Raw genomic sequence first — 20,242 nt, forward strand, 5'->3', positions numbered from 1 at the left:
GGTTAATTTTTTTCCAATACTTTCTTCAACTCACCGGTTTCATGGTCTACCAGCTTTTGTAGCGGACCGCTGGCCAACATCTTCATCATCATGTTAAGATCGGCCTTGATGCGATAGGTCGCCTCTGTTTGGTTTTCGCCTTTGGTGTTGACCTCCCATTCTAGGCTCACGTCAAAAGGCGCTTTTTCGGCAGGTATAAAGATGATGCTGCTGTTTTCCGTACGTTGATCCACTTTCAATGTCAGCTTTGCCATATTTTTTATGGTAAAGCTGGCTTCATCCGTGGTGGAAGACCAATTGTACACATTGTCTGGCATAAGCTGCTCGTGGTTATTGCAGTCGGCCAAGAATTGATAAACTTTTTCCACGGGAAGATTTATCACCGCTTTGCTTTCGATAATAGTCATAATTTTGGTGTCAAATGGTTTTTTAGTCCTTCGTCGTCATCCAATTGGCCGGATCCCGGCGCCACTCGCGCAAGAGGTCCTCCTCTTCGTGCGTGATGTCGTTATGCTCGGCCGCATATTTGATCAAGGCGTTGTAGTTGGACAAGGTGGCATATCGGCATTTGGCTTCCTTGAAGTTGGCCTCGGCCACATCAAAACCATAGCTGAAGATAGCAACCAGGCCTACCACGTCGCAGCCAGCCTCGCGAAGGGCCTCAACGGCCTTGAGGCTGCTCTTGCCCGTAGAGATAAGGTCTTCCACTACCACTACACGTTGGCCGCTTATGACGTCGCCCTCAATCAAGTTCTGCCTGCCATGATCCTTGGCGCTGGAGCGCACGTATACGAAAGGCAGCCCCAAATCTTGGGCTACCAACACCCCTTGTGGGATGCCGGCAGTAGCTACGCCAGCAATCATCGCGACCGAACCAAACTCTTCTTGAATGAGGCTAGAAAGCTTTTGACGGATGTATGTTCTTACGGTAGGATGTGATAAGGTAATGCGATTATCACAATAAATTGGCGATTTCCATCCCGATGCCCAAGTAAAGGGTTTTGATGGTTGTAATTTAATTGCTTTTATTTGCAGAAGAAATTCAGCAACTTTTTGTTCAATCTCACTTTTGTGATCCATGGCGCAAATTTATAAAATTTATATGAACGATTCGGTCCTCATTTTGGCCGATTTTGACTATCCCGAAAAGATAATTGTTCAAAATATTGATAGTGAGCTTTTTGATTTTAATGCCCTATGGGCATTAGTGAAAAAAAATCCTGCACCGTTAAATTATTTGATCAGGGTAGATGACCCCAAGTCCTATTTTAAAGAGTTGTTGAGCAAACAGCCCCTGATAAAGGCGGCAGGTGGCTTGGTACGAAACGGCCGTGGAGATTTCCTTTTTATTTATCGTCTCGGGAAATGGGACCTACCCAAAGGTAAACTGGAAGAGGGGGAGAAAATGCGTGAGACGGCTGTACGTGAAGTAGAAGAGGAATGCGGCATTGCCGTTGACTACCTCGGACCGAAAATTATATCTGGCTATCACGTTTATGAAATCAAAGGCAAGATGGTGGTCAAGAAAACCAATTGGTATGAAATGGCCGTAAACAAAGTGCCCAAACTAAAACCGCAACTGAGCGAGGACATCACAAAGGCAAGGTGGATACCAGCCGAGGGTATTGGCAGCGTGATGACGGATACCTACCCGCTGATAAAGGATATTGTCAACGTATACCAAAGAAGAGCTTAGGTTTTCTGTATGTATTCTAGCACCTCTTTGGGAACCAGGTGAGATACATCCCCATTGTTCTTGAGTATGTCTCTCACGATGGTGGAACTAATGTGTCCGTATCCGGGGCTGCTAAGCAGGAAGATAGATTCTATTTCATTGTCTAGCTGCAAATTGTTCTGCGCAATGGCATTTTCAAACTCAAAATCATTTGTGTTGCGCATGCCGCGCAGTATATATTTGGCGTTTTTTTCTTTCGCATAGTGTACCGTTAGCCCACTATATGTTTCCACATGTATGCTCGGATGATTTGCAAATATGCGCTTCAGCATTAATAAACGGTCGTCGATGGAAAAAAAAGGCGATTTGGAACTATTTGTTCCTATAGATACATAGATATGGTCAAATAATGGAACGGCCCTGTTTAGCAGCTCAAAATGAGCCAGGGTTAACGGATCGAATGAGCCCGGAAAGATAGCGATTCGCTTTTGTGACATATTCAAAGGTAATCAATTTAATGTTTAGTAGGTAGTATTTAGACGTGAGACGTGAGATATCGGGCTAGAAGTTGATTGCTGACGGCTAAAAGCAATATTCCATCTAGTTTTGCCGTTCAAAGAAACTAAAAGAGGAATAACCGTACTTTCTTTGCTCCTTAAAATGTGGGTGGTGATCTACTTTTTTCATTGTAGGATGTTCCAATATGAAAATCCCGTTAGGGCTTAGCAGCTCCTTGTCAAAAATAAGTTGCGGCAATTGCGTTAGTTGGGGAAGGTCATAAGGGGGATCGGCGAAAATAAGATCATACTGTGCATGGCCTCGCTGCAAGAATTTGAATACGTCATCCTTGACTATCTGAATGTTTTTCAAATCGAATTTGCTTACAAGATTTTTCAAATGCGCACAGCACTTACCGCTTTTGTCTACAGCACAAATTGCTCCGGCTCCTCTAGAAGCAAGCTCCATCATGATATTGCCCGTGCCGCTAAAAAGGTCAAGCGCAGAACACCCTTCTATCTCCATGCGATTGTTTAGGATATTGAAGAGCGATTCCTTGGCCAGGTCCGTAGTGGGCCTCACAGGCAAACCTTTGGGGACATGCAGTACCAAGCCCCTGTATTTACCGCCTATTATACGCATAAGGTCAAGCCAAATAAACTGAAAAATCGATGCGGCTCTGGGAGTTGGCTCGGAAGCTCTTGGTCTATAAAAGCGTTGGGAGATGAAAACCGGACTTCTTTATTGTATTTTTTGCAGCGGAGGTAGTACTCATCGCCAGAGGAAATGCTGCCAGAAAGTGAAAGTACGATGTCTTCGAGCTGGATGCCCAATTCTTGGGCGCAGCTTAGCAGGAAATAGTTGAACTCATCTACATCGTTGTTCGGAAACTGGGAGAAAAAGATCAATTGCCCATCTTGGATGTAGATAAACTCCGTGAATTTGCCTGCGAAATTGATGTAGAGCGAAGCTTGGTCATTGACCGACGATGCCAATACCGCATTCAGAAAGGCAGAAGCAGAAGCAACGATCTTTTCTTTGGGAAAGGCATTGTGAACCTGATCTGAACGCTTGTTTTCAAGTCCAGAGATGACCACTATTTTCTCATGGGGAATGTGATCTACATGCAACAAATGCGTTGACTTATCAAGTCCGAGTATGGGGTAGAGGTCATCTAGATGTTCTAGGTCAAACAGGTCTTGAGGTACCAAGGTGCTCGGCTGTAGCTCCAAACTCACCTTCCTAGAGACATATTGGAGTGACAATATATGGTCCACCCGGGAGTCCCTATCCTCACCTTGCCATTGCAACATTAAGCGCAAATGTTGTTCTGGGCAAAAGATAGCCATAGAATAGGCGTCGCCAATCAATTGCAAGGCCAAATGGCAGTTTTCTGCGTGGCTTACGGAAAAGCCCTCGTCTATGTAAGGAATGTGTAAAGATTCGCTCATGATGAAGCAAAAGTACTTTATAGCATTGACATGAACAAACTTCGCTAGGAGACAAATGGAGGACCAAGTTTTTTGTCAAACGAAACATCGAGCAGTCATCGGCCGATAAAAGAAAAATAATTGGATGAAAATATGTTATTTTGGCACGTGGATATCGAAAAGCTATTCGAGCGAAAATTTCTCATGTCACCTACTGCGCAGCAGCGTGCAGTCTTTGGTGCACTGGCGAAGTTTTTGGAGCATATTGGCTATAGGCCTTGTTTTGTGTTGAAGGGCTATGCCGGTACGGGAAAGACGACCATCATCAGTACCTTGGTTCAGGTGCTGCCTACTTTGCGAAAGCGTTCCGTATTGCTAGCACCTACGGGGAGGGCGGCAAAGGTAGTGAGTGCCTATTCGGGTATGGCAGCGCATACCATCCATAAGAAAATATACAAAAAAAAAATAGCTGGAACGCCCGATATGGCTTTTGTATTGGCCGATAACCTACATACAGATACAGTCTTTGTTGTGGATGAAGCCTCCATGATTTCCAACGAAAGGCAGGGCTATCAAAACAGAAGCCTGTTGGAAGACCTTGTGGAATACGTGTTTTCTGGCAAGCGCTGTCAGCTCCTTTTTGTGGGCGATATGGCGCAGCTGCCTCCTGTAGGCCTTATGCAGAGTCCTGCCTTGGTACCATCCGCATTGGAAGCCGCTTTTGGCTTATCCGTCATGTGTTGTGAGCTGACAGATGTAGTACGGCAAGATAAAAGCTCGGGTATACTTTATAATGCTACTCGCATACGGGAGCAGATTCGTCTGGATGATAAACCGGTAGGAGTGAAGTTCCCCAAGCTTCGGGTAGATGGTTTTGCAGACGTTTATCGCATGACGGGCGAACGTCTGATTGAAGGGCTTCATTATGCTTATGGTAAATATGGAATGGAAAACACCTTAGTGATCTGTCGGTCCAATAAGCACGCCAACCTGTACAATCAGCATATTCGGCACCAGATACTGTATCGGGAGGAAGAGCTGACGGGCGGGGACTCCATCATGGTGGTGCGCAACAATTATTATTGGGCAGCGGACGATGAACGAGCACAGAGCTTCATAGCAAATGGCGACATGGCTACGGTGCGTCGCGTAAGGAACGTGCATGAACAATACGGCTTTCGTTTTGCCGACGTGAGCTTATCGTTTATGGATAGGGAAGAAGAGGAGCCGATGAACTGCAGGGTACTCTTGGATACCTTACATACGGATAGCCCAAATTTACCTTATGCTTCCCAACAGGTGCTTTACGAGCAGGTGATGGCCGACTATGCGGATATTACGAGTAAGAAAGCAAGGCTAGAAGCTTTGAAGAAAGACCCTTACTACAATGCATTGCAGATTAAGTTTGCGATGGCCGTAACTTGCCACAAGGCACAAGGAGGCCAGTGGGATGCCGTTTTTGTGGACCAAGGCTTTCTTACGGAAGAAATGCTCGACGTGGAATTTTTACGCTGGCTTTATACAGCCTGTACACGTGCTACGAAAGAATTGTTTCTGGTCAATTTCAACGCCTTGTTTTATGAACAATAACGTCTCTGAATGCCCCATGCTTGCTCACGACAGAAATCGCAATTGCAGTTTAGCGGTTCATTGTGGGGACGAAGCAAATAATTTTATGGTATAGTCCAAAAGTTCCGTTCCCCCGATTGCTCCATGTCCGGGAATGACCAATTTTATTTGTGGATACTGTTGTCTCAGTTTACCTACTGTCTCTGGCCAGGCCTGCACATTGGCATCCTCCAAATTGCCCTTGCCCGCTCCATCTTCTTTTATGAGGCAACCGCCAAACAATACCTTATCTTTGGGAAAATAACCGATGACATTGTCCTTCGTATGGCCTTCGCCCAAGAAACTGGCTAGCGTTTTCTGCGTTCCCACAGTTAATTCGAGCTGATCTTGAAATGTATGCTGAGGTAAGTCATAGCTATTATCCGCTTTTTTCTGCAATAAAGCTATCGTGCGTTCATGAGCATAGGAAGGGATGCCCCGCCGATGAAATACATTAAGCCCAGCTACGCAGTCGGCATGAAAATGTGTGGCTATTATCCCGTTGATGTGAAGCATATTGTCGTTGATGAGGAAATTCAACAATTCTTCCGTGCCTATTTCATCGGCAGGCGTGTCGAATATGAGACATTCTCCATCGCTTAGCACGACCATGCCATTGCAGGGAACCTTACCAAAATCTTCCGTATTTAAATAAGAAGTATGCACATAAGTATTTGCCGCCACCTGTTTGATGATCAAATTTTCAGAGTGATATAGGGTGGTAGAATCTGCATTTACGGCAATTCCCGAAGGTTCTTTATCGCCCATGGCACTACTTGTACTGCTCGAGCGTGAGCTACAAGCAAGCATCAGCAAGCAGCCGATCCAAGACAGTAGCATAGGTGGTAGGTGTTGTTTGTTCAATCCCATTTCCTCTCGGTTTAACACATCGCTGTTAGTCGATCTTATTCCTCTTATCCGAAGCACTTTTCAGCAGGTATTCATGTGGTGGCTCGGCCCCTTTCAAATGCCGCACAAAATAGTCCCAACGGCGGCGCATCATATAGGGCGAGAATTCGCCGAAGCCATGTGCACTATTGGGAAATACGATCAGGTCATAGTCTTTATTTGCCCTTTGCAGAGCTTCTATGACTAGGAATGTATTTACCGGGGGCACATTGTTGTCCATCAGGCCATGAGCGAGTAACAGCTTACCTTTTAGGTTCTTGGCATAGTTTTGATTGGCCTGTGCTTCGTAGTCGGAGTTTTCTACCAGACCATTGTAACGTTCACCCCAGTCGTCTTCGTAATTTCTGTTATCGTGATTGCCCGACTCGGAGATGCCCACTTTGAAGAAATCAGGATAGCGAAACATGGCGGCAGCCGTTGCAAAGCCGCCACCGGAATGGCCCCAGATGCCCACGCGATCTAGATCCATGAATGGGTAGCGCTGCGCCAGCTGGCGGATAGCCGTTATCTGATCGGGCAAGGTGTTCTCGGCCATATTGCCATAGCTCATGTCGTGGAAGCTTTTGGAGCGGTATGGATTGCTCGTTCCTTCAATAAGTACCACCACGAAGCCCAGCTCTGCCAGCGCTTGGTGATCGCCTCTGGCAGAAGCAAAGGACCAATTGCCTATGCTGCCGCCCTGCGGTCCGGGGTAGATATAGTCAATGACGGGGTATTTCTTTCCGGGGTCAAGCCGAGTGGGCGTAAACATTAAGCCGTAAAGGTCGGTCTTGCCGTCATGTGCTTTCACGCTGACTGGCGTAGCGGGCTTCCAGCCAGTTGCGGCCAGGCGAGAAATGTCTGCTTGTTCCAAAGTATTCACTAACTTGCCATTTATACGGCGTAAGGTGATGACTGGAGGGACATCCAATTTTGAGTAGCTGTCTATGAAATACTGTTCGGAAGGAGAGAGGCTAATGCTATGGTTGCCGGCTTCTGGAGTCAATACCTTGAAGTCCTTGCCGTCAAAACCAATTTGGCACAGTTGTGCATAGTATGGGTTTTCTTTTTGTAGCCCATTTGCCATGAAATAGATCGTACGCTTTTTTTCATCTATTTTGACCAAGCGGGATACAAGCCATTCCCCGGTAGTGATTTGATTTTTTAGTTGGCCTGTGGATGCATCGTACAGGTATAAGTGTCCCCAGTCATCGCGTTCGGAAAACCATATAAACTCACCCGATCCGTGTAGATAGCGCCAGTTGCTGCCGCGCCAGCCCGACTCAAATTGGGTAGCTACAGTTTCTTCAAAAACTTCCCGTACATCGCCGGTAAGTGCATTGGCTATGCGTACCTTTTCTTGCTTGTGGTCCCGCGAGGTGGAAACAAATGCAAGGTAATCCCCATCGGGACTCCAGTTTACATCGGCCAGCACACCGCCCGTGGCAATATCGTCACTGACGGTAGATCTGTGCGGATCTGGATCGACTTTCAGGGGGACGACTTTTTTGTTCTGGACATCAATAATTACCCGATGGATCATGGCGACTTCCTTATCGCCAGCAAAAGGATATTTCCATGTTTTTAAGGTAGGCTTCCCAACGTTGGTGGGCACAAGATACATATCGCTCACCAGCCGTTGGTCTTGCTTGAAAGTGGCAATTTTTTTTGAGTCTGGCGACCACAAAAGGATGGGCCTGTCACTTGTCTTCCATCCCGCATTGTCGGTAGCATAACCGAAATCTTGAACTCCATCCGTCGTGAGCTGGCTTTCTTCTTTGCTTGCGATATCCTTTATCCACAGGTTATTGTTTTTGATGAAGACGGCTTTCTTTCCGTCAGGTGAGCGCGATTCTGGCGTGGCACCTAAGCGGAAAGAACGAGCCTCGCCATTGGCATTCGCTTCCCTGTCCTGAATATTGCCCTCGCCTTCGGTACAGACATAGCTTTTCAGGTCGCACTTCCATTGTTTTCCCCCTACCTTAAAGAGGATGCTCTGGCCATCGGGAGAGAAGCTGAATGCATGGAAAGGCAGCATGCTTGCTTGATACTGCTTGCCACTTGCAAGAGATAGGGCACTAGCAAGCCGCTGATGGTCAAAGGCTGCTTTGCGTGTCCCTTTTGCGGCATCTACCAAAACAAACTCACTTCCTTCCGCTGTCAGTACCCTATACCAAAAACGCTCGTTTGGAAGCCAATTAGGCGATACCGTCGCGCGATCGACGTATTGCTCGGTATGGTATGCAAGAAACTTCTCGGCATGCTCGTAGTCCGAGGCGCTTATGTGCTTGGCCTGCTCCACCTGAGCAAATAGGGGGCTGCTACAAGCTATCGACAGCGACAATAGGAAGGTTGTTGTTTTATTCATAAGATGGTGCTTATTACATTTTCACAGGCCAAATTAAGCAGAAAAAATGCTTTTTGAGGGCTGAAAAACGTAATATTTTTTTTATCCGCCTCGATGTGTTCGTTATTGCTTGCTCCACATCAAACGGTTTCTGCGAAATACTCGCGCAAGGCAGCAATTTGTGTTTTGTTTAGCACTTTTGCGAGTTCTTCCTCGCTTGCTTCCCTGATCTTCTTTACCGATTTGAATTTGCTCAGTAGTTTGTCTGCGCTCACTTTGCCAATTCCCTTAACCTGGTAAAGCTCTGTCTGAAAGGTCTTACGGCTGCGCTGGTTGCGGTGAAAGGTGATGCCGAAACGGTGTGCTTCATCGCGCAGGTGCTGAATGACCTTTAGCGTTTCCGATCGTTTGTCCAGGTACAAAGGATATTGATCTCCAGGATAAAAAAGCTCTTCTAGACGCTTGGCGATCCCAATGACGGTCACTTTTGTGTCTATATGGAGTTTCTTGAGGCTCTTCATGGCGGAAGACAGCTGTCCTTTTCCTCCGTCGATGATGATGAGCTGGGGAAGAGGGGAGCCTTCGTCCAGCATCCTTTTGTATCGCCTGTAAACTGCTTCTTCCATGGTGGCAAAGTCATTGGGACCCTCTACGGTTTTCACGTTGAAATGGCGATAGTCTTTCTTGGATGGCTTGGCATCCTTGAATACCACAATGGCCGAAACAGGGTACTTGCCCTGGAAATTGGAATTGTCGAAACATTCAATATGCTTGGGCAGTACATTGAGCCTCAGGTCCTCTTTCATTTTGGTGAGGATGCGATCGGTTTTTAACTCCGGATTTAGTTTTTCGTATTGATCGAGTCGTTCTTTTTTGAAGAAGAGGACGTTCTTGTGCGAAAGGTCCAGCAGTTTTTTCTTATCACCCAGCTGAGGGATGGTTTGCTTGAACTCCTCGGTTTCGATAGCCAGTTTGAAAGGGACGATAATTTCCTTGGAACGGCTCTTATAGCGATGTCGAAACTCCAATATGGCTAGGGAGAGCAGCTCTTCGTCTGTCTCGTCGAGCTTCTTTTTCAGTTCGACGGTTTGCGTTTGTATTACCGTACCGTTCATCACTTTCAGGAAGTTAACGAAGGCATAATCCTTTTCGGATGCTATGCTGTAAACTTCCACATCGTTGATGATATTACTCACGATGGTCGATTTGCTTTGGTAATTGGACAGCAGATCCAGTTTACGTTTCAGCTCATGGGCCTCTTCAAAATGGAGTTGTTCAATGGCTTGGTCCAAGTTTTCTTTCAGGCGTTTGAAGACGACGGCTGTCTTGCCGTTCAAAATATCCTTAATGCTATCTATGTTGGCGTTGTAGTCTTCTTCGCTTTGATAGTTTTCGCATGGGCCCGCACAGTTGCCTATCTGGTATTCCAGGCATATTTTGAACTTACCGCTGTTGACATTTTCCTTGGTGAGGGGCAGGTTGCAGGTCCGCAAGGGGAAAAGCTCCTTTATGACTTCCAGAATAGCGTGCATCATGCCCACCGAAGCATAGGGGCCAAAGTATTTGGAACCATCCCTGATGACTTTGCGTGTCCAGAAGATACGTGGAAAACGCTCGTGTTTGATGACAATCCAAGGGTATGTCTTGTCGTCCTTGAGCATCACGTTGTAACGCGGTTGATGCTTTTTGATGAGGCTGTTTTCCAACAGCCATGCATCTATCTCGGTATCGACAATAGTGAAGGAAATTTTGTTGATCTTCCTTACCAGCACCCTCGTTTTGGCATTGTAAAGGTGCTCATCCTTCACGAAATAGGAGCTGACGCGGTTTTTCAGGTCCTTTGCCTTGCCGATATAGATTAAAGTGCCTTGTTTATCGTAATACTGGTATACCCCAGGCTTGTGGGGGATTTTTTTCAGTGCTTCGCGATAATCAAATTTTTCCATTTAAAAATCCAACCTACTTTCATTCTCCTTTTTATTTTCCTCTTCTTCTGTCGGTGGCTGGTAATACTTGCTACAATCCAGTTCGCGCTGTAGTCCGCCTTGTGGCAATTCAAAATCGCCCTTGGAATATTGGAGATCTGGCGATTCGTACACCTTCTTCATATATAGCGCAAATATCGGCAATGCCGCATGAGCACCCTGTCCAAAGGCAGTGGAGCGGAAACGTATGCGCCGTTCGTCACCCCCAGTCCACACGCCCGTGACGAGTTGTGGCGTAATGCCTATGAACCAGGAATCCGAATTGCTATTGGAGGTACCTGTTTTTCCACCAATGGGGTTGGTGAGGCCGTAGCGAAACCTGATACGCATGCCGCTTCCCTCGGTGACCACACTTTTGAGCATATCTACCATCACATAGGCAGACTGGTCGTTATAAACTGCTTTCACTTGAGGCGCATTGTTGTATATGACCGCTCCGTTCTTGTCTTCTATGCGCAGCAGGTAAATTGGCTTGTTCCATACGCCGTGGTTGACGAAAGTGGAATAGGCGCCCACCATATCGTATATCGATGCCTCAAAAGAGCCGAGAGATATGGAAGGGTAGGGAGGTACCTCGGTTGTCACTCCAAAGCTCTTAATCAGGTTTGCCACCTCCTGCGGTCCCACGCGGTTGATCATATCTGCCGTGGCGTAGTTTTGCGAATTGGCCAGGGCTTTTCTCAGCGTAATGGGGCCTGCTATGACATTCTCCCCCCGTGGGGTCCATTCGTTGGTAGCGCTCTTTATGGTAATAGGCGCGTTGGGCACCTGAAAGCAGGGCGAGTAACCGTTGTCTATCGCTACGGCATAGGTAAATGGCTTGGCCGTAGAGCCTACCTGGCGGGTACCCATTTTCACTTGGTCGTATTTGTAATGCTCAAAATTGATGCCGCCCACCCAGGCCCGTACATAGCCGGTTTGTGGCTCCATGCTCATGAGGGCATTGCGCAAGATCATCTTGTTGTATCTCACGGAATCCAGGGGAGTCATGGTGGTGTCTATATTGCCTTTCCAACTGAAGATGGTCATCTTGACAGGCGTGGCAAAGCTTTTGTCTATGTCACTATCCGAAGCCCCTTGCTGATTGAGGATCCGATACCTGTCCGATTGCTTTATGCCGTTGGTTATGACGTCTTCGATCCCCTTGAAAGGATCTTTTACGCCTTTGAATTGGTTGTTGAACTGTACCTGTAGTTCCTGCATCCATTCCTTTTGTGCCTCCTCGGCAAAGGCCTGCATGCGGGAGTCGATGGTGGTGTAGATCTTCAATCCATCTCGATCCAGGTCATAGGGTGTGCCGTCTGCCTTGGTGATGGACAGTTCATTGAATATCCTTCTGATGTCGCTACGCAGGGTGGCCCTGAAATAAGGTGCCAGGCCTTCGCCATAGCTATTTGGCCTAAAATCGAGTTCTATGGGTTCCTTTTTGAATGCTTCTGCCTCGGCAGCCGTAAGGAAACCATCCTTGCGCATGTTGTTAAGTACCGTATTGCGGCGGCGCAGGGCATTTTCTGGATAGCGTATGGGCGAATAGATACCGGGACCTTTCAGCATGCCCACCAGTACGGCGGCCTGTGGAGGAGTTAGCTTAGAAGGGGTGGTGTTGAAGTAGGTCTTGGCCGCTGATTTGATGCCGTAGGTATTGTAAGCGCCAAAATCTACCGTATTGAGATACATCGTCAATATCTCCTCCTTAGTGTAGTTTCGCTCCAGGCGCACTGCGGTAATGAGCTCCTTAAATTTCTGTATCACACGTTTTACGGTGCTGCGCGAACGGCCTTCTTCCGAGAACAAGTTGAGCGCGAGCTGCTGTGTGATGGTACTGGCGCCCTGTTTTTTGCCTATCAAATTGTAGAAGAAAATCGTGAAGGTACGTCTGAAATCTACCCCCGAGTGGTTGTTGAAGCGCGTGTCCTCGGTAGCGATGAGTGCCTTGATGAGCGCTGGCGACAGTTCATTGTAGGTAACGTTGGAACGGTTTTGCACGTAATAGGTACCCAGCACCAGGCCGTCGTCCGAGATCACTTCCGAAGCCAGGTTGCTCTTAGGATTTTCCAGGTCCCTGAAAGAGGGCAATTTGCCAAACAAGCCGAAGCCTACGCACAGCAGGAACAGTGCGAAAAGCAGGCCAAGGCCCAAGAGTATCTTCCAGAAATTGAAGGTATACCTTCTGATGTCTTGTGCTGTTAATACGGTTTTCTTATTGTTTTTTTTATTTCGTTGCATGTGTTTTGCTATGGATTGCTCCTATTATATAGGTCAATATACGTATTTAATTTATTTCCATCCGTCAGCACTTCCAAATTTTGCTGTGTGATGATGAAGGTTTCGTATTTTTCCTGTGGCACCTTCATAATGTCTTTCATCAGGGGAGCAATGCGATTGGCATATGTCTTAACGTCATTGTAGCTTTCAAACTGGCCGATATAGATCAACTGTGAGGTGTCTAGCACGGTCATCAGTTGATGGCGCAGGTTTTTTGTGCTGTTTTGACTGCGGTTGAACTGGCCTATACCATAGCGCGAGGGACTAAGGTTGGCAGTAGCAAGACGTACGTCTATCACAAAGTAATAGGTGCCTGTGTCTGGCAATAAGTCCAAATTTCTATTACTCCCTATCGTTTTTATTTCATTAAACGGCATAAGGGCCGGTATAGTGTTGTCCTCATCTTTTACTTCAGCAACATTCACGGGCTCTTGTTGGGGCTCTGCTATGAGGGCCTGCCCATCGGCACGATAAACGAGCTCGGGCCACTTTGTCATGTTCGGCTCGTTCTCGAACCGCTCCCTGTTGGCATTGATCTCGGCTATGGCAACGGCCCGGCTTTGCAGGCTGTCGCGATTTTCCTGAATAAAATTAAGTTGTTGTTGTACGATGGGGGCCAATAGGGGATCGTCTGGATAACGCAGCGATAGCTGCTTAAGTTCCTCTTCGTATTCACCAATGGAAGCTGTCCTACCCACGGCCAATGCTTTGAGATAGGCCAATTGGGCATGGATTCGCTGGGTGCTTTCTTCCGTCCCTGTGTTCTGCAGGCTATCTGCTATAGACTTTACTTCCTTAAAATCCTCTTTGGTATATGCCTCAAAAGCTTTGGTGTACAGACTATCTAATGCGGCTTTATCACGACGTACTGTTTGTAAGTAGTTGGGGTCCAGTATGGATCTGGTATAAGTAGATTTTGGGAACTCCTCCGCTAAAAGTTGGCCGTACAAGTTCTTTTTTTGCTGTTCATCGGCATCGGCATACAGCCTATATAAATAGTAATAGGTGACATCTCTGTCCGAAGCCTCTGGATACCTTTTCAGCAATTGTTCGTAGGTTTGAATAGCATGCTGCGGATCTTTCAGTACATCGCGGTAGAGATTTCCTATTTCCATTAACGAATTGCTTATCCTTTGGTCTGACTTGCGCCATTTTTCATCGTCATCTGGTATGGCTGCCAAGTAATCCGCCTTATTCCATAAGCTTTGTTGTCCTGCTGCGTTCGTTGCCGTGGCTAGGTCCGTCATTTCCGCTTCGTTGGACGGCATTCTCGTTCGAGAGGAAGACTTGTTGGGTTTACTGCTCCACCTCCAGTCATCTTCTAGCGGCCGATTGCCCCAACGGCGCCTAAAGGTAGACATTCCCGTACTTACGGCAGTGGGGTTGTTGAAATAGAAATGGTTGCCACTCGATGCATTGGCCAGGGTGGAGGCATCGCTATCGCCCGGGGACGATAGGCTGGCAAAAGCCCGGTTCACGGTGGGGGCTTGTTTCTTTTGCTCGGTCGTTGCGGCTGCCTTGCTGCTTATCAAGCTGTCTATGAACTGCTCCCGCTGTTCAACAGGCATGCTTGCCAACAGGCGGAGCGTGTCTTCGTGTGCTATCGTAAGGTAGTTGCTCGTAAGCTCATCTACATGTGTTATCTTTTCGCTGATTTGCTTATAGGAGGGATAGCTGCTGTTTATAACGCTAGCCGTGCTGTCGTAATAGGACTTTGCCAGACCGTATTGTTTCCTGTCGAAATAAAGGTCTGCCAAGGCCAAATAGCTTCCTGTACGCTGGAAGTCATTTTGTACGTTCTCTTGTAAGGATATTTTGAGCTGTGTGATCGCATTGGCAGTGTCCCCGGCCTGAAGGTAACTCTGGGCAATGAGGTAATGGATTTGATCTTTAAAACCAATGCTTTTGTTGTTTCTGGCTAGTTTTTTCAACCGTTGGATATGGTTTTCGATATCCGGGTCGTGCAGGCTTACAATGGCCTCGCACCTTAAAGAGGCATTGAAGGCCAGCTCAAAAGCTGCATTGCTGTTCGCTACTTTGTTGAATGCCTTGTACGCTTCTTCATGCGCCTCTCCTTGCTCTAGCAATTGGGCATAAAGGTATTGCCAGCGCAATCTTTCCTTAGGGCTCTTACTTACGTTGATAGCTTGCTTTAGAAAGGGGAGTGATCCCGCTATTTCTCCCTGTTCCATTAGCCATAGTGCATTGGTGGCCTGAGTGAGGGCCAGCGGCACTTTGCGCCTAAATCTTGCTTGGGCAAAGGCAGAGTCCAACGATACGGAGGCTTGATTGAGACGGCCAGATAAAATGAGCATTCTGGCATGCCAGCTATATGCCTTTTCTTTTAGTTGGAAATCCTGCGGGTCGGCCGTTTGGCTTATGTAGCGAAACAGTTCGGATGCCTGGTAAAAGTTGGCTTTCTCATATTGAGCCTGCGCCATCATGAAATAGGCCTGAGGAATGAAGCGGCTTTGGTCTTTGGTGTTGATAAGCGTGTTTGCCTTTTGTATTACGCTGTCCATCAGGTAAGCAGCACGTTCGCCGTCTTGCGTAGTGGGATCGACAAAGATGGGCAAGGTAGCTTGGAAGTTATCCCGATGGTCCAATAAGCGCTTCTTGGATATTTCTTCCAAAATCTGGTTGCCATTGAAAAGGATATTGTACCTAGCGCTCACATTTTGAAAAAAATTGGTGCCCTTGCGCTCTTTGTTTGTCTTACAGGCCCATAATCCAGACATCAGAATCACCATCCCGTAGATAGAAAAACGCTTAGGGAGCAAAAAAAATGTCTTGAGATATCTGTCCATGTTCAGTGCGTACAAAGGTAATTTCTTTTGATGAGCTTATAAAGTTCCACGCACGATAAAAATCAGGAGGCTATTCCATTCCCATCCCCATCTGAAACAGGGGAAGGTACATGGCGAGTTTTGCCCGTCAATCGATGTTTGAAAGGTGTCTGGATGGGAAAATTTTGAATAGCAGCAGTGATAGAGAAAAACCTTGCTATGCACGCATGTTCGGCCCCCAGCAATGGAGACAAGCAAAAAGGAAGCGGACCGTTATGAGACGTGAGATATGAGACGTGAGATTGAACCATCATGCGGCGCTTGTAAGGCTTCCAGAGGGTAGTACGTTCATAGCAGCAGGAATGAAGGTTACGCATTGATAGTACGAGCGGCCTTGGAAAGTTTGCGTCTCGGGATTTTGGTGGCTTGTGGATCANAGGGATGGATGCAGCGAAGCCTAGCGTCCATCTGGTATAGGCCACCAAAATCCAGCAAACTTTCCCCAGCCGCAAAAGCGTTCTTTGTTTACTTTCTTTCGCGTTTGCAAAGAAAGTAAAAGCCTTGGCCCGGCTTGAGGGCCGGAAGGGAAAGAGCGAGGGGAAATGGGTTGTGAGATATGAGACGTGAGATTGAACCATCATGCGGCGCTTGTAAGGCCCTCTGGAAGGCAAAACATTCATAGAGCAGCAAAAATAGGGCTGCACGTTGCGATGCAGGCCCTGCCCATTCCACAGCAATGAAAACAGGGCAAAGAACTGCTCTACCGATCATGCAAGCAGTGCCGAACCTTGCTTTTGCGGGGCTATGAGCGCCATGGGAGGAGGCGGAGAGCAAAAAAAGCGATGCGATATTTGCTTGTAGCGATAGGCATGCACGAAAGATTACCTTAGGGTCGAACAGGCACTTTTGGTCCTTTTGTTGCCGGACAATAGGGCTGGGCCCGCCACGGCCATGAGTGGCAGAAAGAAGTGCTCAGAAACTACTTCTTCTTACCTACAAAAAGCAGCAATACGCCACCGGCTATGAGAATGCCCCCGGCATAGGGCGGCCAATTGAATGACTTTTCTTTTTCTGCACTTACTTCCACTGGTCCAATGTCTACAACCTTTTCTTGCTTGGTATAGGAGAAACCTGTCCAAAACAGGGTGATGATACCGATGATAATGAGGATGATTCCGAATGTTTTCATGGTTAGCGTTTTGTTTGTAAACAAGCTACGTGCGCAAATGGTTTTTGGCGTGGCGTAAATTAATTTTTCTTCGCACTTTATGATAAATATATATCTTTATACCCATGTTTCCGACTTTATCACATCTCATAGAATACTTCACCGGCGTATTTATCCCATTGCCCGTTCAGACCTTTGGCTTATTTGTAGCACTTGCCTTCTATGCCGCCTATACGGTTTTCAGCAAGGAAATGCGCAGGAAGGAGCAAGAAGGACTGATGTCTTCTGTACAGCGGACGCATACGGTGGGCGAAGCACCCAGTATGGCCGATGTAGTTGTGAACGGTGTCGTTGGGTTCATTGTGGGTTTCAAATTGGTCCACGCGCTGTTCAATTATGGTGCGGTGGTAAACGATCCCCAATCGTTTTTACTCTCTTGGGACGGCAGTGTGATAGGAGGATTACTGCTGGGCGCTTTGTTCGGCTATTGGTCTTACAGTGAAAAGAAAAAGGCACAGCTGCCCAAGCCAAAGAAGGAAGCTATTACGCTTCGTCCACACGAATTGATGCCATCTATATTACTATGGGCTGCCATATGGGGCATCATTGGCGCCAAGGTATTCCATAACCTGGAATATTGGGACGAGTTCGTCAAAAATCCCATTGAAGGCTTGATCTCTTTTAGCGGGCTGACCTTTTATGGCGGTCTCATATGCGGCGGGGCAGCGGTTATTTACTATACCTATAAGCAAGGCATACATCCGCTGCATATGCTGGATGTGGGCGCACCGGGCATGATGCTGTCCTATGCCGTGGGGAGACTAGGCTGCCAGTTGGCTGGCGATGGCGATTGGGGGATAGAAAATACGGCTCCCAAACCCGATTGGCTGGCATGGGCACCCGATTGGGTGTGGGCATTTAAGTTCCCGCACAACGTGCTGGATGAGGGAGTGCCAATAGCAGGGTGTACCGGCAAGTTCTGCCATGAGCTGCCCATACCTGTATTTCCTACGCCCCTGTATGAGGTGATAGCTTGTTTTCTGCTTTTTCTGTTGATATGGGGCATTCGCAAAAAAGTGAGGCCCGCAGGCATGTTGTTTTCCATTTACCTCATCCTTTGTGGGATAGAACGTTTCCTTATTGAGCTCATCCGAGTAAACTCGAAATATCGCCTTGGTGGTTTGGAATTTACCCAGGCGGAGTTGATCGCAGTACTATTGGTTATACTTGGTATCGTAGGGCTGTTCTATACGCAGCGCTATGCCAAGAAGCATCCCGAAACCATAGCACCAAAGTATGCTTAAATATACTTATTTGAAAACAGGAAGCCTATATATCTGTTGCCAACAATATGAAGATGGAATTACTCGATTTATTACCCAAAGTTTGTGAAGTAGCAAAAGAAGCAGGTGCCTTTATCCGAGAGCAAAGACAATCGTTTTCCGATGATGCCGTAGAAGACAAAGGTTTCCATGACGTGGTATCTTATGTAGACAAGCAGAGTGAGCAACTGGTAGTGTCGCGATTGACGGATTTGTGGCCATCTGCCGGATTCATTACGGAAGAGAAAACGGTGATAAGTAAAACCGATGCCGAATACGAATGGATTATAGACCCTTTGGATGGTACCACTAATTTTGTGCACAATATCCCTGCCTATTGTGTGTCCATAGCACTTACCTATAGGCGCAAAGTTGTCTTGGGTGTCGTGTATGAGATCACTAGGGATGAGTGCTATACAGCCGTAAAAGGGGAGGGAGCCTTTCTGAATGGAAAGCCCATTAAAGTAAGTGGTACCAAGAATTTCGAGCGGTCCTTATTGGCCACGGGCATACCTTTTCATGATTTCAGCTTTCAAGAGCAGTATATCAACTTGCTACGCGAAGCCATGACTCTGGGAAGGGGGATCCGAAGAATAGGTTCGGCGGCGCTCGATCTGGCTTATGTCGCCTCTGGAAAGTTTGACATCTTCTTTGAGTATAATATTCATGATTATGACATGGCCGCTGGAGTGTTATTGGTAGAAGAAGCAGGTGGCATGGTGTATGATTTTAATGGGGGAGATAATATGCTGGACAAAGGATCTGTAGTGGCCGGCAATCCTCATCTGACGCCTTCCTTTGTCGCTTTGACGCAGAAATATTTTTAAGTACTAACTTCACCAAAGTTTGACTGCGCTTTGGTCTTGCGCACACCTTTGGTGAAGGTTTTAGATAATTTACTGGTTATGGCTGTATTTGATTTGAAGGATCTGGAATCCATTGTCTATAGTGATGATATCCTATCCCTATTGGTAAAAAAGGGAATCATTAAGGAACAAAAGCTTCGGGAGCAACTGGCTTACGAAAAAGATTTGCACGCTTTGCAGTTTGAATTGCTGCGCCTGCAAACGCATATTATCAACGCCAATGCAAGGCTGCTGGTCATTGTCGAAGGAAGGGATGCAGCGGGAAAGGGTGGAACCATCAGTCGTGCCATAGCCAAAATGAATCCCAAAAAATACCGGGTAGTAGCCCTTCCAAAACCTACGGAAAATGAGCAAAAGCAATGGTACTTCCAGCGGTATATAAAGCATTTACCGCAAGAGGGTGAGGTGGTTTTTTTTGACAGGAGTTGGTACAATCGCGCAGTGGTAGAGCCAGTTTTCGGTTTTTGCTCCAAAGAGCAACATAAGGCCTTTATGAAACAAGTTGGCGATGTGGAGAAGCTTCTGGTAAAAGAAGGTATCGTATTGATGAAGATTTTCCTTGACATCAGCAAGCCTGAGCAAGAAAAGCGTCTGCGAGAAAGGGCAGAAGATCCGGAAAAATCGTGGAAAATAGGTGGCCTCGATGAACAGGCCCTGGAAAAATGGGACGATTACAGCTATTACATTGATCGGATGTTAAACAAGACGTCCAGTAAGGATGCACCGTGGATACGCATCACGGCAGATGATAAGAAAAAGACACGTATACAGGTTATGAACTATATACTGGGGCATTTTCCTGGATTCAAGCCGAAAACGAAGGTTCAAGTCGATAAAACGATATTTAAGAAGATCGATTAGATGGAATCGAAATAACTAACGTTCAATTCCATCACATAGTCTTCCATCAAGAAAGTTTGGCCAATATCGATATTCTCTTGAGCTTTTATCTGAAAGCCTAGTCTCTCATAAAACTGGGTAGCGGGATTGTTCCTATTGACATTTAGCGACAGTACTCGGTTATCGCTTTGACGTGCAATATCCGCGATTTTGTTTATCAACAATTTCCCCAATCCCTTGCCTTGCGCACTCGGCAAAACATATAGCTTGTGTATTTTGGTTTTCTTTAGCTTGTACCCGATCTCGTAGGAAGCATAGGCGAGGAAATCCGTGCCTTCCCTTACCAAGAGAAACCGGTGTTTTTTGTTGTTGACTTGATCTGCCAAAGATTGCTCGCTGTACATCATCTGCAGCATATAGGCAATTTGTTCTTTGGATAGTATAGCCCCAAAGGTATGGGGCCATGTTTGATGAGCCAGTTGCTGGATGATGGGAAAATGACTTTCCGAAGCTTCAACAATTTCTATCATCGTATTTAAGCGATCAACAAAAAAAGCTGCCTAT

At 46.8% G+C, this 20,242-nt stretch carries 17 protein-coding genes; 5 read left to right on the forward strand and 12 right to left on the reverse strand.

Going from position 1 to position 20,242, the window contains the following annotated elements:
• Positions 1-2: 2 nt before the first annotated feature.
• Positions 3-407 (reverse strand): SRPBCC family protein, encoded by a 405-nt coding sequence (locus tag A37S_RS0114735; RefSeq protein WP_028297650.1) that lies wholly within the window; start codon positions 405-407, stop codon positions 3-5.
• A gap of 22 nt (positions 408-429) precedes the next feature.
• Positions 430-1,080: an orotate phosphoribosyltransferase gene (pyrE, locus tag A37S_RS0114740; protein ID WP_028297651.1), complete on the reverse strand. Its 651-nt coding sequence runs from the start codon at positions 1,078-1,080 to the stop codon at positions 430-432.
• Between the two features lie 22 nt (positions 1,081-1,102).
• On the opposite strand from pyrE, the gene A37S_RS0114745 reads away from it, so the two are divergent.
• The gene (locus A37S_RS0114745) at positions 1,103-1,696 is read left to right on the forward strand and encodes an NUDIX hydrolase (RefSeq protein WP_245586396.1); all 594 of its coding nucleotides are present in this window, start codon (positions 1,103-1,105) and stop codon (positions 1,694-1,696) included.
• Here A37S_RS0114745 and coaD read toward each other — a convergent pair.
• The 3 genes from coaD to A37S_RS0114760 form a co-directional block, all read right to left on the reverse strand.
• Positions 1,693-2,172, reverse strand: coding sequence for a pantetheine-phosphate adenylyltransferase (coaD, locus tag A37S_RS0114750; protein WP_036602662.1), 480 nt, complete (start codon positions 2,170-2,172; stop codon positions 1,693-1,695). The genes A37S_RS0114745 and coaD overlap by 4 nt on opposite strands.
• A gap of 103 nt (positions 2,173-2,275) precedes the next feature.
• Positions 2,276-2,815, reverse strand: coding sequence for a 16S rRNA (guanine(966)-N(2))-methyltransferase RsmD (gene rsmD, locus A37S_RS0114755; RefSeq protein ID WP_028297654.1), 540 nt, complete (start codon positions 2,813-2,815; stop codon positions 2,276-2,278).
• Positions 2,806-3,624, reverse strand: coding sequence for a DUF3822 family protein (locus A37S_RS0114760; RefSeq protein ID WP_028297655.1), 819 nt, complete (start codon positions 3,622-3,624; stop codon positions 2,806-2,808). The genes rsmD and A37S_RS0114760 overlap by 10 nt, the downstream gene beginning before the upstream one ends.
• Positions 3,625-3,756: 132 nt before the next feature.
• On the opposite strand from A37S_RS0114760, the gene A37S_RS0114765 reads away from it, so the two are divergent.
• Positions 3,757-5,193, forward strand: coding sequence for an ATP-dependent DNA helicase (locus tag A37S_RS0114765; protein ID WP_157278689.1), 1,437 nt, complete (start codon positions 3,757-3,759; stop codon positions 5,191-5,193).
• Positions 5,194-5,250: 57 nt separating this feature from the next.
• Here A37S_RS0114765 and bla read toward each other — a convergent pair whose 3' ends face one another.
• From bla to A37S_RS0114795, 6 genes are all read right to left on the reverse strand, one after another.
• A complete protein-coding gene (bla, locus tag A37S_RS0114770; protein ID WP_028297657.1) occupies positions 5,251-6,081 on the reverse strand; it encodes a subclass B1 metallo-beta-lactamase in 831 nt (276 codons plus the stop codon).
• 25 nt (positions 6,082-6,106) lie between these two features.
• Positions 6,107-8,467 carry a S9 family peptidase gene (locus A37S_RS0114775; protein WP_028297658.1) on the reverse strand — a complete coding sequence of 787 codons (2,361 nt, stop codon included), beginning with the start codon at positions 8,465-8,467 and terminating at the stop codon, positions 6,107-6,109.
• A 119-nt stretch (positions 8,468-8,586) separates the two neighbouring features.
• A complete protein-coding gene (uvrC, locus tag A37S_RS0114780; protein ID WP_028297659.1) occupies positions 8,587-10,392 on the reverse strand; it encodes an excinuclease ABC subunit UvrC in 1,806 nt (601 codons plus the stop codon).
• A complete protein-coding gene (locus A37S_RS0114785) occupies positions 10,393-12,657 on the reverse strand; it encodes a transglycosylase domain-containing protein (protein WP_028297660.1) in 2,265 nt (754 codons plus the stop codon).
• Between the two features lie 8 nt (positions 12,658-12,665).
• A complete protein-coding gene (gene porW / locus A37S_RS0114790) occupies positions 12,666-15,503 on the reverse strand; it encodes a type IX secretion system periplasmic lipoprotein PorW/SprE (RefSeq protein ID WP_028297661.1) in 2,838 nt (945 codons plus the stop codon).
• 958 nt (positions 15,504-16,461) lie between these two features.
• Positions 16,462-16,671: a hypothetical protein gene (locus A37S_RS0114795; protein WP_028297662.1), complete on the reverse strand. Its 210-nt coding sequence runs from the start codon at positions 16,669-16,671 to the stop codon at positions 16,462-16,464.
• A 104-nt stretch (positions 16,672-16,775) separates the two neighbouring features.
• On the opposite strand from A37S_RS0114795, the gene A37S_RS0114800 reads away from it, so the two are divergent.
• The 3 genes from A37S_RS0114800 to ppk2 all read left to right on the forward strand — a co-directional run bounded on the left by A37S_RS0114800 (position 16,776) and on the right by ppk2 (position 19,699).
• Positions 16,776-17,954, forward strand: a complete 1,179-nt coding sequence (locus tag A37S_RS0114800) for a prolipoprotein diacylglyceryl transferase (RefSeq protein ID WP_028297663.1) — start codon at positions 16,776-16,778, stop codon at positions 17,952-17,954.
• Positions 17,955-18,007: 53 nt separating this feature from the next.
• Positions 18,008-18,799, forward strand: a complete 792-nt coding sequence (locus tag A37S_RS0114805) for an inositol monophosphatase family protein (protein WP_036602687.1) — start codon at positions 18,008-18,010, stop codon at positions 18,797-18,799.
• Between the two features lie 78 nt (positions 18,800-18,877).
• The gene (gene ppk2 / locus A37S_RS0114810) at positions 18,878-19,699 is read left to right on the forward strand and encodes a polyphosphate kinase 2 (RefSeq protein ID WP_028297665.1); all 822 of its coding nucleotides are present in this window, start codon (positions 18,878-18,880) and stop codon (positions 19,697-19,699) included.
• Here ppk2 and A37S_RS0114815 read toward each other — a convergent pair.
• Complete coding sequence (locus tag A37S_RS0114815; RefSeq protein ID WP_028297666.1) at positions 19,696-20,208, reverse strand: GNAT family N-acetyltransferase; 513 nt, start codon at positions 20,206-20,208, stop codon at positions 19,696-19,698. The genes ppk2 and A37S_RS0114815 overlap by 4 nt on opposite strands.
• Positions 20,209-20,242: the final 34 nt, after the last annotated feature.

It is taken from the genome of Olivibacter sitiensis DSM 17696 (assembly GCF_000427965.1).
Lineage (GTDB): Bacteria > Bacteroidota > Bacteroidia > Sphingobacteriales > Sphingobacteriaceae > Olivibacter > Olivibacter sitiensis.

Excerpts from the sequence above, each read along its gene's own strand:
- A37S_RS0114815 (WP_028297666.1), bottom strand. The coding sequence starts at position 20,208 with ATGATAGAAATTGTTGAAGCTTCGGAAAGTCATTTTCCCATCATCCAG.
- bla (WP_028297657.1), bottom strand. The coding sequence starts at position 6,081 with ATGGGATTGAACAAACAACACCTACCACCTATGCTACTGTCTTGGATC.
- coaD (WP_036602662.1), bottom strand. The coding sequence starts at position 2,172 with ATGTCACAAAAGCGAATCGCTATCTTTCCGGGCTCATTCGATCCGTTA.
- A37S_RS0114785 (WP_028297660.1), bottom strand. The coding sequence starts at position 12,657 with ATGCAACGAAATAAAAAAAACAATAAGAAAACCGTATTAACAGCACAA.
- A37S_RS0114805 (WP_036602687.1), top strand. The coding sequence starts at position 18,008 with ATGGAATTACTCGATTTATTACCCAAAGTTTGTGAAGTAGCAAAAGAA.
- uvrC (WP_028297659.1), bottom strand. The coding sequence starts at position 10,392 with ATGGAAAAATTTGATTATCGCGAAGCACTGAAAAAAATCCCCCACAAG.
- A37S_RS0114795 (WP_028297662.1), bottom strand. The coding sequence starts at position 16,671 with ATGAAAACATTCGGAATCATCCTCATTATCATCGGTATCATCACCCTG.
- A37S_RS0114735 (WP_028297650.1), bottom strand. The coding sequence starts at position 407 with ATGACTATTATCGAAAGCAAAGCGGTGATAAATCTTCCCGTGGAAAAA.
- ppk2 (WP_028297665.1), top strand. The coding sequence starts at position 18,878 with ATGGCTGTATTTGATTTGAAGGATCTGGAATCCATTGTCTATAGTGAT.
- A37S_RS0114775 (WP_028297658.1), bottom strand. The coding sequence starts at position 8,467 with ATGAATAAAACAACAACCTTCCTATTGTCGCTGTCGATAGCTTGTAGC.
- rsmD (WP_028297654.1), bottom strand. The coding sequence starts at position 2,815 with ATGCGTATAATAGGCGGTAAATACAGGGGCTTGGTACTGCATGTCCCC.
- A37S_RS0114745 (WP_245586396.1), top strand. The coding sequence starts at position 1,103 with ATGAACGATTCGGTCCTCATTTTGGCCGATTTTGACTATCCCGAAAAG.
- A37S_RS0114800 (WP_028297663.1), top strand. The coding sequence starts at position 16,776 with ATGTTTCCGACTTTATCACATCTCATAGAATACTTCACCGGCGTATTT.
- A37S_RS0114765 (WP_157278689.1), top strand. The coding sequence starts at position 3,757 with ATGTTATTTTGGCACGTGGATATCGAAAAGCTATTCGAGCGAAAATTT.
- pyrE (WP_028297651.1), bottom strand. The coding sequence starts at position 1,080 with ATGGATCACAAAAGTGAGATTGAACAAAAAGTTGCTGAATTTCTTCTG.
- porW (WP_028297661.1), bottom strand. The coding sequence starts at position 15,503 with ATGGACAGATATCTCAAGACATTTTTTTTGCTCCCTAAGCGTTTTTCT.
- A37S_RS0114760 (WP_028297655.1), bottom strand. The coding sequence starts at position 3,624 with ATGAGCGAATCTTTACACATTCCTTACATAGACGAGGGCTTTTCCGTA.